Here is a 13,422-nt window from a genome sequence, read left to right as displayed (position 1 = left end):
CCCGTCCTCTCTGAAGGTGCGTTGTCGTTATGTGTGTTTTCAGCTTGCTTCAGCCGACGCGGAAGCCTCCGCGCTACCGTGCACGCTATGCGGCGAGGCCGTATGTGTGGCTGGTGTCTCTGGCGCGGACGTAAAAGCGAAGTAATCGTCCATGCTGAAGGTGCTGGTGGCCTGGCGGAATTTGTACGCGAACCCCGGCCACAGCGTGGTATTCCTGCCTGTTTTCGGATCGAGATACCAACTCTTGCATCCGCCCGTCGACCAGATTGCGCGGCCAAGTTTGTGCTGGATCTTTTCGTTGTATGCGCGCTCCACCTGCGGGCGAACATCGATCGCCTCGGCACGCTCGCTGCGCATGGTCTTCAGCGCGCGCAAGATGTACTCGACTTGCGACTCGATCATGAACACCATCGAGTTGTGGCCAAGTCCCGTGTTCGGACCCACGATCATGAAAAAGTTTGGATAACCAGGCAATGCCGTACCGAGGTATGCATGTGCGCCGTCGCGCCATGTATCGACGATGTCGACGCCGTCGCGTCCGCGCACCACGCCTTGCGGGAAAGGATCGGCGACCTGGAAGCCGGTGCCGAAGATTAGGCAGTCGACCGGATGACGCGCGCCGTCGCTCGTGATCACCGCGTCTTCGTCGATGCGCTCGATAGCGCTCGCGGTCACCGTTACGTTCGCACGCGACAGGGCGGGGAAGTAGTCGTTCGAGATCAGAATGCGCTTGCAGCCCATTGTGTAATTCGGCGTGAGCGTCGCGCGTAATTGCGGATCGCGCACCTGCCGGCGTAAATGCCGCTCGGCGACTTTCTGCGCGGTCTTCATTAGCGAGGGATGAATCGCGAAGCCGAGCGCGCGCGATTCGAGCATGCAGTAGAGCGCCGAACGCATGATCTTTTGCGTGACTGGCACGTGTCTGAATAGCCACTGCTCGAACGGTCGCACCGCGCGGTCGGCCTTCGGCATGATCCACGGCGGCGTACGCTGGAATAAATCGAGATGCGCGACGCGAGAGGCGATTTGCGGCACGAACTGGATCGCGCTCGCGCCGGTGCCGATCACGGCCACGCGTTTGCCTTCGAGCGGATACGCATGATCCCAATGCTGCGAGTGAAACGCGTTGCCCTTGAATCGTTCGATGCCGGGAATGTCGGGTATCGACGCGCGCGAGAGGCCGCCCATCGCCGGGATCAGTACGCGCGCCGACCACTGTTGTCCGTTGGCGAAGCGCAGGTGCCAGCGGTGGCGCGTGTCGCCGTAGACCGCGCTCACGAGTTCATGACCAAAACGGAGATGCCGCGCGACGCCGAAGCGTCGCGCGCATTCCTCGAGATATGCGCGGATTTCCGGCTGACGCGCGAACATGCGGCTCCAGCGCGGATTCGGTGCGAACGAAAACGAATAAACGTGCGATTGCACGTCGCACGCGCAACCCGGGTAGTGGTTGTCGCGCCATGTGCCGCCGACCGAATCGGCTTTTTCCGCGACGATGAAATCGGTGAAGCCGGATTGCCGCAAGCGAATCGCCATGCCCAGTCCTGCAAAACCGGTCCCGATAATGGCGATGTCCGTCTCGATAGGCGCGATTGCGCCGTGGTCGGCGGCGTCGTGTGGCATGCGTGCGTTCATCCGGATCGCCTCCTTATTACGCTCTTAACTGTTACATTGATTGATGTAACCATAGGGCGTAAAAACGGACGACGCAAGAGGACGTCTAGACGCCAAACTCTAGGGGTGAGGAGCGCGGGGGCTCACGCGATTGTCAGTGACGCGCCGACCGGCGCATCGGACTATTTCTTCGGCCGCTTCGTTTTGCCGGCGGAGCGGGCCAGCTTCTTTTCCATGATGGCCGCGACGCGATCGCCGAGATAGTCGCCGGAGGCCTCTTCTAGCGCACGATTCATCTCGCTTTCGACGAGCACCATAGCGAGAGGCCGCACGCGCCAGATCGCCTCCACGAGGGCCGGCACGTCGGCGGGCGGCGGTAGCGCATCGGGATCGTAGCGGTCCAGTTGGCGGACTACCAGATCGACTAGCGCGTTGGCGATTGCGCTGAAATGCGGCCGCGCGACGCCGACGGCGTCGAGCAGATCGGCAAGCGGAATGCCTTCTTTCGCGAGCGCGGCGCCGGCGGCGAGAGCAGTGGGGCTGCCCGACACGAACGACAGGCCGTCGCGTTCCAGCAGGCCGAGATCGACCGCTTTCGCGAGGGCGCTCGGAGAAGCTTTGTCACCGAACATTTGCAGCAGTTCGACCAACGAATACTTCTTTGGATGTTCGCGCGACCAGCGCCCGCCAATCGCGGTTTCGAGGCCCAGAATGGAGCGAAGATCGTGGCCTTCGTCCACGGCCTTGATCAGATCCTGGATGTTCGCGAGCGTGTACCCGCGAGAAAGCAGATGATTGATCAGCTTCAGACGCGACACGTGCGTGTCGTCATACACGCCCACCCGGCCGCGTTTTTCCGGTGGCGCGAGAAGGCCGCGGTCCTGATACGCCCGCACGTTTCGCACCGTGGTGTCGCTCACACGCGCGAGTTCGTCGACGGTGTACTCGTTGCGCGGCGCGGCGCCTGCGGACATGTCCGAGGCGCCGGGCGAGGATGACGGCGAGGTGGAGGGCGGCGTGGCGGGCGGCGTGTTAGGCATGCCCGGAATTTTACCCCGCTGTATGGAGGCGGACCAGTACGACGCTCGGGTTGCGGCGTCAGAGTCCGCGGTCCGGCGGCGTAGAAGCACCCGCACCCAGGGTCCGTTGCATCAGCGTGGTGTCGAGCCATCGGCCATGTTTGAAACCGACTGCCTTCAATGTGCCGGTCAACTCGAAACCCAACTGCTTATGCAGCGACAGTGATCCGCCGCTGCCGCCGTCCGCGATCACGGCGACCATCTGGCGCCACGGCCCGGTTTCGCATCGCTCGATCAGCGCTTGTAGCAGCACGCGGCCGAGGCCTCGTCCGCGAAAGGCGTCGCTCACGTAGATCGAATCTTCGATGGTGTTCCTGTACGCGGCGCGAGGGCGGTACGGCGTCGCATAGCAGTAGCCCGCGACCTCGCCGCCGATCTCGGCAACCATGTACGGCAGTCCATGGCTGCGCACCGACGCGAGCCGCATGCGCAGATCGTCGACGGAAGGCGGCACTTCTTCGAACGACGCGACGCCGGTCAACACATGGTGCGCGTAAATGGCCTGGATGGAGGGCAGGTCGGCTTCGGTTGCGTCGCAGATAAGCGGGTCGCTGTCGGGCGACGCGGCGGTTGCAGCGGTTGCGTCCGAGGCGCCGGATGCGGGGCGGGCTGTGCTCATACGTGGTCCTGGTGCGGCCGGGTCGGGCCTGTCGTGTCTCTTCTTCTGAGGATACGTTTGACTATGCCCGCCGCGCGCGCAAATTTGAAGCCCGTCAAAAATCGTTGCGTGAAGACGCAACGCGGGTTCAGGCCGCGCGGCGCGCGGGCGTCGCCCTGGAGAAGCGCCGGGCGCCGGCCACGCACGCCACCACCGCGACGGTGACGGCGATCATCGAGGGCGGAACCTGTTCGTGCAGCAACAACCCCGCAAGCACCAGTCCGAAAAACGGCTGCAGCAATTGCAACTGTCCGACTCCCGCGATGCCGCCAAGCGCGAGTCCGCGGTACCAGAATACGAAGCCGATCAGCATGCTGAACAGCGACACATAGGCGAGACCCCAAAGCGCCGCGTGGCTGACGCCCTCGAACGAAGCCGGGCGGGTCCACCATGCGAGCGGCAGCATCAGCGGAAGCGACAACACCAGCGCCCACGAAATAACCTGCCAGCCGCCGAGATGCCGCGACAGCCGCGCGCCTTCTGCATAACCCAGCCCGCAGACGACGATCGCGGCGAGCATCAGCGCGTCGCCCACCGGAGACGCGTCGAGACCGTGGCGCATCGCGAACGCGACCACCGCGCCGCTGCCGAGCGCCGAGAAGAACCAGAAGGCCGCTTGCGGACGCTCGCCGCCGCGCAGCACGCCGAAGATCGCGGTGGCAAGCGGCAGCAGCCCGACGAACACGATCGCGTGCGCGGAACTGACATGGCGCAGCGCAAGCGCGGTCAAGAGCGGAAAACCGACCACCACGCCGAGCGCGACGATTACGAGCGGAACAATGTCGCGCCGCGCCGGACGCGCTTCGCGGAATACGAGCAGCAGCAACAGACCGAGCGTGCCCGCGATGGTCGCGCGTGCCACCGTCAGGAACACGGGATCGAGCCCTTGCACGGCGATGCGAGTGGCGGGCAGCGAGCCGCTGAAAATCAACACGCCTATGAGCCCGCTCAGCCAGCCGTTCGTTGTCTTGTCCATCGAAAGTCCACGCGTATTGGAATGAAGCGTATAGCATCCGCTTCCAGCGCGAAAAGGTTAAGCTACGGATCAGTACAATTCATGCAAACTGTATCGACGAAGGAGCAGTACAGATGGAGCAAGGTGGGCAGACGCAAGGTATTGAGAAACCGCAAGGCACGCGTGTAGGCATCGTCATGAACAATCTGCGCGAACGCATTGCAAGCCGCTCGCTGATGCCGGGCTCCCGAGTGCCGTCGATCCGCGTCATGACCGAAGCGCTCGGTGTGTCGAAGTCGACGGTCGTGGAGGCGTATGACCGGCTCGTTGCAGAAGGCGCGATCGTGGCCCGGCGCGGCTCGGGATTTTTCGTTTCAGGCCATGCACCGCCGCTCGCGCTCGCCGATCTCGGGCCGCGTCTCGATCGTGAGGTGGATCCGCTGTGGCTCACGCGCCAGTCGCTGCAGCCTGGCTCCAAGGTGCTGAAGCCGGGTTGCGGCTGGATGCCGGCCTCCTGGCTGCCCGAGGACGGCGTGCGTCGCGCGTTGCGGGCCATAGCGCGCGATCCGCAGTCGCCGCTCGCCGATTATGCGAACCCGTATGGCTTGCCCGCGCTGCGTCAGCAGCTTGCCTGGCGCCTCGCGCAGCATGGCGTGGAAGCGCCGCCTGAACAGATCGTCCTGACCGACGGCGGCACGCATGCGCTCGACCTCGTGTGCCGCTTTCTGCTCGAACCGGGGGACACGGTTCTGATCGACGACCCGTGCTATTTCAACTTCCAGGCGCTGTTGCGGGCGCATCGCGCGCGTATCGTCGGCGTGCCTTATACGCCGTCGGGCCCGGACCTCGCGACCTTCGAGCGGGCGCTGATCGAGCATCGTCCGCGGCTTTATGTGACCAATTCGGCGATTCATAACCCCACCGGCGCGACGCTCGCGCCGGCGGTCGCGCATCGGCTGCTTAAGCTCGCCGGCGAACACGATCTGATCGTTGTCGAGGACGATATCTTCGCGGACTTCGAAGACGAAGCCGCGCCACGTCTTGCCGCCTTCGACGGGCTCACGCGCGTGGTGTCCATCGGCAGCTTTTCGAAGACGCTTTCCGCGGCGGCGCGTTGCGGCTATATCGCCGCGCGCGCCGAATGGATCGAGCCGCTGATCGACCTGAAACTTGCCACGTCGTTCGGCAATGGGCAACTCACGGCGAGCGTCGTGCATCGGTTGCTGGTGGACGGTACTTACCGGCGTCATCTCGAGTCGATGCGCGCGAAGCTCGCGGACGCAATGGGCGAGACCATGCGCCGCCTGGGCTACGCGGGTCTCGATGTATGGACGCAGCCGCGTGCCGGCATGTTCGTGTGGGCGCGTTTGCCCGACTCGCTCGATGCCGCCGATATCGCACGCCATGCGCTAGGCGCAGATGTCGTGTTCGCGCCGGGCAATGTATTCAGCGTCTCGCAGTCGGCGGCGGGTTACCTTCGTTTTAACGTGTCGCAATGCAACCGGCCGAAAGTGTACGAGGCCTTGCAGCGCGCAATGGAAAGCGCTGCCGCATCCGGCGAGCGCAAGCGGGCGTGATCGCGGGAGGAGCACTCACATATGCGTTAGCGCTCCGCACTCGCATGCATTTACTTGCACAGCAGAAGCAGGCGCTCCTGATTCGTGCAATTGGTGCGCGGCTTTTCCGCGACCTGAGCCGGGGCCGCGTTGATACCTGCGCTCCGGTTCGCAACACACGCGCGTAAATGCTTCTCGACCGGCGGGTAATATTTCCAGCCGCGCACGAGGCTGGGCAATTCCAGCTTGACCTGCTTCCATTTGGGATGCCCATGCTCCTGCAGATTGTCGAAGTTCGCGCATAGCGAGTCGGCGAAATGATTCAGGTTGCCGACGGTGTCGCGCAGACCATAGTCATAGGTGACGAGGAAGGCCTTGACCGTCAGCGTCGGCACGTCTTCTTTCAGCCAGTTTGGATAGCTGCTTGCACGGATCGTGGCGGGGAAATAAGTCTGCTTCGCGCGAACGGTTTCGGGTGCCGTGGGCTCCGCTTTCAGCAGACGGATCTGCTGTAGCAGTTCCGGGTTCATATCGTTGAACAGTTTTGCCGGCTGGCCGACCACGATGATCGCGACGTCCACTTTCTTGACGATCAATGCGGCAAGTGCATCTTCGTTGCTCAGGTGCTGGATGTTCTGTTCGGGAATGGCCTGACCGAACATCAGGCGATACAGGGTAGTCGCCGATTGTGCGGTCCCGCTGCCGAGCAGACCGACGCTGATGGTCTTGTCCCTGATGTCGCCTAAACTTTTGAGCGGCGAATCCGCGCGCACCACGACGTTAATCTCTTCGTCGTAGAGCGGCATGATGAGCCGCAGAGGGCGGATCGCCGTACCCGCGTCGGGATTGCCCGAGTTGGCCATGTCGACGTAGGCCTGATACACGTCGGACTGCACCAGCGCGAGTTTCACTCCCGGCTCGAAGCGCATGCGCTGCACGTTCTCGGCAGAACCCTTCGACGCGACCACCGTGAGATCGATGCCTGCCGGCTGAGCGACCCATTTCGACAGGTCCTGACCGATCTGAATGTACGTGCCGCGTTCCGGGCCCGTGACGATCTTGTAGTGCGCGGGTTCGGCACTCAGCAGCGAAGACGTGATCAGCAGCATCGCTCCCAGCCATCCCGTCAGGAGTCTCTTTAGCATGGTCTGCACCTATCGGGTCAGGTTGGCAAGTTTTCGGCCGTTAGATTCGGTATCCGAACTATTGGACGGGGGGCTGCCGCAGCAGCTTCGCGGTGGTCGTTGTCTGTGAATTGAGCGGCGCCCAGCCGGTTTCCCGAATCACCCGCTCGAGGATCGTCTTTGCCGCGTCGTTGCCGGTGTCTAGCGCGAGAGCCTCATTCGCATGCTCCCGTGCACACGGCCATGTTTGGTGATCGGCACACATCTGCGCCGCCAGCAACGCGGCGTCGCGGCGCGCGGTCAAAGGCTTCAATTCGGCGGCGAGACTTTGCGCTTCGCTGCTATCGGGTTGCAGCGATTGCACTGCGCCGAGCGCCGCTTGCGCCGCGCTCAGATCGTTGGCGTGCAACGCGGCGCGAGCCGCCCGCACGGCTTGCGCGCCGTCGCGGAATTGCGGTGTGGCCGGTTTCGCTGAAACCACCGCTATCGGTACAGTGGCCGGTATTGCCTGTACGGTGTTTCGCACGCCGTCCGTGCTGGTGGATTTGCCGGGCATTGCCGCGAGGCGCGAGTCGGCTGCCTGATCAGGCGAATATCGCGCGATGGTACCCGTTGTCGTTCTGGCGTCGTGAGCGGTCTCTGCGGATTGCTCGCCCTTGCTGTAATGCAAGTCGCGGCTGTCGTTGAATAGCGCATAGCCGACATACGCCAGGCCCGCGGCGACAATGGTCGCGCTCGCGAGCAGCGCGTGGCGCACGCGCAGACCCGCGTGATGCGTGAGTTCGGCAGGATCGGCGACGGGCAGCAGCGGCGTGTCTGGCGAGAGTAGCGACGAAGACGACGCCTGAAGCGCGCCTGCCGGAGCGAGATTGAGGCCGGCATGCAGCGCGCCGCCGGGGAAGTCGGGCTCGTTGAGCGCCGGCGCGCCGAAGCCGTCGTGCAACGTCGACATGCTCATCGTGCTGGCTCGACTCTCGTGCAGTGCGCTGCGTGCAGGTGCGCGTGCGTCGGCATCGAGCGGATGAACCGAGCCGCAATACGGGCAATGGTCCACTCGCCGGTAGAGGGCACCGCCACATTGTTTGCAGGGCGTCGGAAAGCGATCGCCGGCTAAGGTTTGAGTGGACATGCTATGGCTCCAACTGAGGAAAACAATGCCGTTACGGCATGCTCCCGATCGCGTTGAAGCGGTATGGGTATCCGCGGAAATCACGATCTACATGCGCCAGAGAGTCCGGGCAGGCAAGCGAGCGATGCTTGCGTGCCGTCCGTTTCAATATGTGGCGTTTCGAGACGGACGTCAATGGACGATCGACCCTATGTTGTGTGCGCTAGCGCACATTACCAGGTAGGACGAATGATCGTGCACACCGTGAGGACGAACGCGCGCGATTCTTTTTGTGGTAGGGCGCGCATTTCGCAGACGAATTTCGGGCGTATGCAATCACTATTTTCATGAGGCGCCGACGAAGTGCGACGCTTCAATGCTGACGCAACGGATGGTCCTTGAGCAGCCATGCGAGGACGAATGCGACGAGCACGACACACGCCGCGGACAGATACACCGTATGCAACGCACCGGCGAATGCTTGCAGATAGTCGGCGCGCAATGCGTCAGGCAAATGGCGGATCGCGGCGGGCCCGAGTGCGTGCGGCAATTCCGTGTCCGGTGGGATCAGCTTTTCGAGCCGCGCGGCAAGGCCGTTGGAGAACACGGCGCCGAACGCGGCCACACCGATCGACCCGCCGATCGAACGAAACAGTGTGGCGCCCGATGTGGCCACACCCATATGCTTGAACTCGACGGTGTTCTGCACGGCGAGAATGAGCACCTGCATCACCATGCCGAGACCGCAACCGAGCACGCCCATGTCGAGATACATCACATGAATCGGTGTGTCGATCTGCAGGCGTGCGAGCAGCAACATGGCGATCGCCACGAGCAAGGTGCCCGCAATAGGGAACATGCGATAACGGCCAATTTTGCTGATCAGGCGACCTGTCACCATCGACATGATGAAGAGGCCGCCCATCATCGGCAGCATCTGCATGCCGGCTTGTGTCGGCGTGGAGCCCTTGACCACCTGCAGATAGAGAGGCAAAAACGTGACGGAGCCGAACATCGACACGCCCACGATGAAGCCGATCAGACTACTCAGCAAAAACGTGCGCTGCCTGAAAAGTTCGAGCGGCATGATGGGTTCAGCCGCGCTGCGTTCTTCGTGGATGAAACCCCAGATCGCGACGAGCCCCATGCCAAGCGTGATCCACAATTGCGGCGACGACCACGGCAAGATCGTGCCGCCCTGACTCGTGAACAGAATGATGCAGGTTAGCGCGCCAGCAAGAAACGCAGCGCCCATATAGTCGATGGTGTGCTTCACGTGCTGCAGATGCGGCTTGAAGACCGCGCCGATCACCGCGAGCGAGACGATGCCAAGCGGCAGGTTGATATAGAAAATCCAGCGCCACGTAAGGTGTTCGACAAGAAAGCCGCCGAGCAGCGGACCGACTACCGTCGCGAGACCGAACACGCCGCCGAACACGCCTTGATAGCGGCCGCGCTCCGCGGGCGGAATGACGTCGGCGATTGCGGCCATTGTCACGACAAGCAGACCGCCGCCGCCGAGCCCTTGCAACGCGCGCAACACGATCAACTGGGTCATGTCTTGCGCTATGCCGCACAGCGCGGAGCCGACGAGAAAGAGCACGATCGCCGTTTGCAGCACGATCTTGCGGCCGAACAGATCGCCGAATTTGCCGTAAAGCGGCACGACGATCGTCGAGCTGAGCAGGTAAGCGGTCACGACCCAGGACAGATTATTGAGTCCACCCAGTTCGCCGACGATTGTCGGCAGCGCGGTCGACACTATCGTCTGATCGAGGGCGGCGAGCAGCATTACCAACAACAGCGCGGGGAACAGCAGGCGAATCGGCGGGTGATCGGCGGCGCGTCCGCTCGACTGTTCCTGAGGCGCCGACTTGTCTCGCGACACAGCGGCATGCGGACCGCCGTTCAGCAGTCGATGCGGCTGCGTGAGCATGGGTTGTCGAGCGGCTTGTTGCGTGGGCTGTTGCATGGCATTAGCGCCTTGAAATTAATTAACTCGAAGATTAATATATGCGACATTCTATCGTCCGTCAAACGAGTGCAATGGCAAGGATTCCGTCAGTTGATAAAAAGGTGAGCGGCGCGAAGGCTTCCGCCGGCAGCACTTCTGCGGCGAAGCCGCGCAAGAGTGCGGGGCAGACGGCGACCGTTGCCGCGGGCCCCGCAAAAGGCGCTTCGCCGAAAACCGCTGCGGTTAAAGCGGCGTCAGAAGGCGCATCTTCAAGACGGCCGGGCAGACCGCCGGGCGCCGCGCGCGGAGCGGAGCAGCGCAACCGTCTGCTCGACGCGGCGCTTGTGTTGTTCGCGCGGCAAGGCATCGTCGATACGACGCTCGGCGAGATTGCCCGCGAAGCGGGCTTCACCCCGGCCATGATGCATTACTACTTCAAGACGCGGGACCAACTGCTCGACGTGCTGATCGACGAGCGCTTCGGCCCGTTGCGCGCGAGTCTCGGCGTGCCGTTCCAAGAGCATGCCGACGATCCCGTCGCGGCGATCACGCAGCTCGCGGAGCGCATGGTGCAGGCGGCGGTCGAACGGCCGTGGTTTCCCTCGTTATGGGTGCGCGAAGTAATCAGCGATAGCGGCCTGCTGCGTCAGCGCATGCAGGAGCGTTCCGGGGACGCAAATCAGAAGACGTCGCTTGCCACCATCGAGCGATGGCAGAAGGAAGGGCGTTTGAACCCGGCGCTCGAGCCGTCGCTGATGTTCGTCACGCTGCTCGGGCTGACGCTACTGCCTCTCGCCACGTCGAAGCTATGGCGCCGCGATCCCAAACGTCGCCTGATTGGCGGCGACGAGATCGCCCGCCACGCGGTGGCGCTTCTCGTTCAGGGCATTAATCCGAAGAAACCCGGCTAACCGGTGCGGACCATCTCCTGTACGGCATGCGATGCGCGGCACATAACGTGCTACTCATGGGGTAAATGCGATCGCCGCGCAACGGGGCTGCCGGCGTCGCAGAAGAAATCGGCAGGAATGAAGAAAAGACGCCACGGCGGCAAGTCACAGCAATCAATGCACATGCCGCCGCGGCGAATCGGGTGTCGGCACCGGTCGCCGTGGAGATGGACGCCGGGAGCCGTTTTTTCATTGGCGTGCAATTTTGGCGCGTTACTGTGCGCGCGTTGCATGAGGCCATGTCTACAATCGTGGGCCTTTTTTGCAACTCGGCACATGAATTCGAGTCGGAACCATGAACAGCACTATCGCGGCCGCGCAAATCGGCGGCAAGCAACCCTGCCAGCAGGGCGACACCTTGGCCAAGCCTGACGGCCTAACCGGATTTTTAGAGCAACAACAGAAAATGAACGGAGCATTGAGACTCGATCAGGCCACGATCGTGCTCGTAGAAGACGACCCGGACAGCCGGGAATCGCTGACCTTGTTGCTGGAAGCGGAAGGGGCAAACGTCGTTGCCGTGGCGGATGCGGAAGAGGGTGTCGAAGCGGCCGTCCGGCTGCTGCCGGATGCGGTGGTCTGCGACCTCGAACTGCCCGCCATGGACGGCTTCTATCTGATCCAGCGGCTGCGTGATCACGAGATTCGCGGCGATCACGCGCCTTCGGTAGCGGTGGCGCTCACGGGGCATACAGACGACGCCTATCGTCTGCGAAGTATCGGCGAAGGCTTCCAGCATTTCATGACGAAACCGGCGTTACCGGAAGCTCTCGTGACTCTGCTGCACGACGCCATAGGTGCACGCGGGGCTCGCTGAGCGGGTCACAGCGCGGCGCGAAGCGTGAAAAGCTTTGCGCCGCAGCCACAACACATTGCCGCTATTTAGCGGCGACGGGCGCCGTCGATCCCGTCTTCGACGCAGCCGCTGCGGCCGCCTCTGCCGCTTCAGCCGCCTGACAGGCGGAACACAATCCCTTCAGTTCGATTTCGTCGCTTGCGATCCGGTAACCCGCGTCTTCGATTTGCGCGACGAGCGCCTGGCGCAGCTTCGGCTGATGCAGTTCGGTGACGTTGCCGCACTGCTGGCAAACCACCAGAATGCCGTGCTGGCATTGCGTCAGATCGTGGCACACCGTGAATGCATTGATTGATTCGATCCGATGCACAAGACCTGCTGACAGCAGAAAGTCGAGCGCACGATAAACCGTGGGCGGCGCAGAGCCGGGATGAATCTGGCGCATGTCGTCGAGCAGCGAATACGCCTTGGTGGCGCGTCCCGAATTCAGCAGCAATTCGAGCACTTTGCGGCGGATCGGCGTGAGCTTCTCGCCGCGTTCGCGGCAATACTCTTCCGCAAGAGCCAGCGCGGCCTCCGGCGAGTCGCCGTGCATATGCCCCGGCGACTGAGCAAGGGCGTCCGCGGAAGCAGCGGGTTTCTCCGTGTGCGCGGGACTGGCTGAGTTTGCGGCGTTAGCGGCGGCGGGCTTGGCGTTCTTCATGCGTCGATTATAAAGGCCAACCAGGTCCAACGCGTGTTGCCGCGGCGGCTTGCGTCGCCGCGGCGGCTTGCGTTGCCGCGACGGGCGCGGTTATGCCGGGCGACGGCGACCGGCCGGCTCCGCGGTGCTGCGGATCGCGCACCGCCTGGCCGCGCTAGTTCACGTGAGCGGAAAGTCGACGTATTTCTTGAAGCCCGGGCGCGTCGCAATGCGCGAATACCAGCGCTCCAGATTGGGTAACGGCGGACGCTCCACGCCGTCCAGGCCGAACCAGCGTTTCGCATACGCGCCGATCACGATATCGGCCAGCGTGAACTTGTCGCTTTCAAGGAAAAAGCGCCCTTGCAGATGCGTGTCGAGAAGCTGCCACAGCGCGGTGACGTTGCGGATGTCGTCGGCGAGTCTGGCCGCGTCGCGCTGTTCGGGCGGCGTGCGCACGAGCGTCCAGAACACCGGCCGCTCCGCCGGTTGCAGCGTGGACAGCGACCAGTCCAGCCAGCGGTCGATGCTCGCGCGTAGTCGCGGTTCGGCGGGATACAGCGGACTGCCCGCGCCGTACTGCAGCGCCAGATAGCGCAGGATCGAGTTCGATTCCCACAGTTCGAAGTCGTCGTCGACCAGCGTAGGAATCTTGCCGGTCGGGTTCATTGAAAGGTACGCGGGTTCGTTATTGCGGCCGAATTGCATGCCCGCGTCGATGCGCTCGTACGGCAGCACCAGTTCATCGCAGCACCACAAGACTTTTTGCACGTTGACTGAATTCGTGCGTCCCCAGATCGTAATCATCCGGTTAATCCTTTTTTGTCGACAGTTGGCAAGCCGTGCATCGCGCGCGGCGTTCAACCAGTAACGATACACGATGCGCATGCGTTTGGATGCGCGCGCAGCGAATGCGGCCACCTCGCAACGAAACACCGCAGCGCCG

The 13,422-nt window shown here is 63.0% G+C and carries 12 protein-coding genes; 3 read left to right on the top strand and 9 right to left on the bottom strand.

The window, feature by feature from the left end:
• Positions 1–39: 39 nt before the first annotated feature.
• The 4 genes from JMY24_RS25160 to JMY24_RS25145 form a co-directional block, all read right to left on the bottom strand.
• Complete coding sequence (locus JMY24_RS25160; protein ID WP_128596662.1) at positions 40–1,635, bottom strand: flavin-containing monooxygenase; 1,596 nt, start codon at positions 1,633–1,635, stop codon at positions 40–42.
• A 161-nt stretch (positions 1,636–1,796) separates the two neighbouring features.
• Entirely contained in the window at positions 1,797–2,654 is an 858-nt protein-coding gene (locus JMY24_RS25155; protein WP_201703125.1) for a MerR family transcriptional regulator, read from the bottom strand.
• 58 nt (positions 2,655–2,712) lie between these two features.
• Positions 2,713–3,312, bottom strand: a complete 600-nt coding sequence (locus JMY24_RS25150; RefSeq protein ID WP_193425269.1) for a GNAT family N-acetyltransferase — start codon at positions 3,310–3,312, stop codon at positions 2,713–2,715.
• Between the two features lie 127 nt (positions 3,313–3,439).
• Positions 3,440–4,327, bottom strand: coding sequence for a DMT family transporter (locus JMY24_RS25145; protein WP_201703123.1), 888 nt, complete (start codon positions 4,325–4,327; stop codon positions 3,440–3,442).
• Positions 4,328–4,440: 113 nt separating this feature from the next.
• Here JMY24_RS25145 and JMY24_RS25140 point away from each other — a divergent pair, with 113 nt between their 5' ends.
• Complete coding sequence (locus tag JMY24_RS25140; RefSeq protein ID WP_128596664.1) at positions 4,441–5,883, top strand: aminotransferase-like domain-containing protein; 1,443 nt, start codon at positions 4,441–4,443, stop codon at positions 5,881–5,883.
• A 50-nt stretch (positions 5,884–5,933) separates the two neighbouring features.
• On the opposite strand, the gene JMY24_RS25135 is transcribed toward JMY24_RS25140, so the two are convergent.
• The 3 genes from JMY24_RS25135 to JMY24_RS25125 form a co-directional block, all read right to left on the bottom strand.
• On the bottom strand, positions 5,934–7,007 hold the full coding sequence (locus JMY24_RS25135) for a TAXI family TRAP transporter solute-binding subunit (RefSeq protein WP_128588279.1): 1,074 nt from the start codon (positions 7,005–7,007) through the stop codon (positions 5,934–5,936).
• 58 nt (positions 7,008–7,065) lie between these two features.
• Positions 7,066–8,115 (bottom strand): hypothetical protein, encoded by a 1,050-nt coding sequence (locus tag JMY24_RS25130; protein WP_164853692.1) that lies wholly within the window; start codon positions 8,113–8,115, stop codon positions 7,066–7,068.
• A gap of 352 nt (positions 8,116–8,467) precedes the next feature.
• Entirely contained in the window at positions 8,468–10,066 is a 1,599-nt protein-coding gene (locus JMY24_RS25125; protein WP_236597501.1) for an MDR family MFS transporter, read from the bottom strand.
• A gap of 74 nt (positions 10,067–10,140) precedes the next feature.
• Here JMY24_RS25125 and JMY24_RS25120 point away from each other — a divergent pair, with 74 nt between their 5' ends.
• Entirely contained in the window at positions 10,141–10,959 is an 819-nt protein-coding gene (locus tag JMY24_RS25120) for a TetR/AcrR family transcriptional regulator (protein WP_128596668.1), read from the top strand.
• A gap of 334 nt (positions 10,960–11,293) precedes the next feature.
• On the top strand, positions 11,294–11,815 hold the full coding sequence (locus JMY24_RS25115; RefSeq protein WP_128596665.1) for a response regulator: 522 nt from the start codon (positions 11,294–11,296) through the stop codon (positions 11,813–11,815).
• 61 nt (positions 11,816–11,876) lie between these two features.
• Here JMY24_RS25115 and JMY24_RS25110 read toward each other — a convergent pair whose 3' ends face one another.
• Complete coding sequence (locus tag JMY24_RS25110) at positions 11,877–12,497, bottom strand: Fur family transcriptional regulator (protein WP_128596666.1); 621 nt, start codon at positions 12,495–12,497, stop codon at positions 11,877–11,879.
• Between the two features lie 159 nt (positions 12,498–12,656).
• A complete protein-coding gene (locus JMY24_RS25105; RefSeq protein WP_128596669.1) occupies positions 12,657–13,283 on the bottom strand; it encodes a glutathione S-transferase family protein in 627 nt (208 codons plus the stop codon).
• Positions 13,284–13,422: the final 139 nt, after the last annotated feature.

Origin of the sequence: Paraburkholderia kirstenboschensis, from assembly GCF_904848585.1 — a bacterium.
GTDB classification, from domain to species: domain Bacteria; phylum Pseudomonadota; class Gammaproteobacteria; order Burkholderiales; family Burkholderiaceae; genus Paraburkholderia; species Paraburkholderia kirstenboschensis.
The sequence above is the reverse complement of the archived record's forward strand: the minus strand, read 5'-3'. Positions and strand labels throughout refer to the sequence as shown.

Bases quoted from the DNA above. Each gene is read 5' to 3' on its own strand.
- JMY24_RS25115 (WP_128596665.1), top strand. From the start codon at position 11,294: ATGAACAGCACTATCGCGGCCGCGCAAATCGGCGGCAAGCAACCCTGC.
- JMY24_RS25150 (WP_193425269.1), bottom strand. From the start codon at position 3,312: ATGAGCACAGCCCGCCCCGCATCCGGCGCCTCGGACGCAACCGCTGCA.
- JMY24_RS25120 (WP_128596668.1), top strand. From the start codon at position 10,141: ATGGCAAGGATTCCGTCAGTTGATAAAAAGGTGAGCGGCGCGAAGGCT.
- JMY24_RS25160 (WP_128596662.1), bottom strand. From the start codon at position 1,635: ATGAACGCACGCATGCCACACGACGCCGCCGACCACGGCGCAATCGCG.
- JMY24_RS25135 (WP_128588279.1), bottom strand. From the start codon at position 7,007: ATGCTAAAGAGACTCCTGACGGGATGGCTGGGAGCGATGCTGCTGATC.
- JMY24_RS25130 (WP_164853692.1), bottom strand. From the start codon at position 8,115: ATGTCCACTCAAACCTTAGCCGGCGATCGCTTTCCGACGCCCTGCAAA.
- JMY24_RS25105 (WP_128596669.1), bottom strand. From the start codon at position 13,283: ATGATTACGATCTGGGGACGCACGAATTCAGTCAACGTGCAAAAAGTC.
- JMY24_RS25155 (WP_201703125.1), bottom strand. From the start codon at position 2,654: ATGCCTAACACGCCGCCCGCCACGCCGCCCTCCACCTCGCCGTCATCC.
- JMY24_RS25145 (WP_201703123.1), bottom strand. From the start codon at position 4,327: ATGGACAAGACAACGAACGGCTGGCTGAGCGGGCTCATAGGCGTGTTG.
- JMY24_RS25110 (WP_128596666.1), bottom strand. From the start codon at position 12,497: ATGAAGAACGCCAAGCCCGCCGCCGCTAACGCCGCAAACTCAGCCAGT.
- JMY24_RS25140 (WP_128596664.1), top strand. From the start codon at position 4,441: ATGGAGCAAGGTGGGCAGACGCAAGGTATTGAGAAACCGCAAGGCACG.
- JMY24_RS25125 (WP_236597501.1), bottom strand. From the start codon at position 10,066: ATGCAACAGCCCACGCAACAAGCCGCTCGACAACCCATGCTCACGCAG.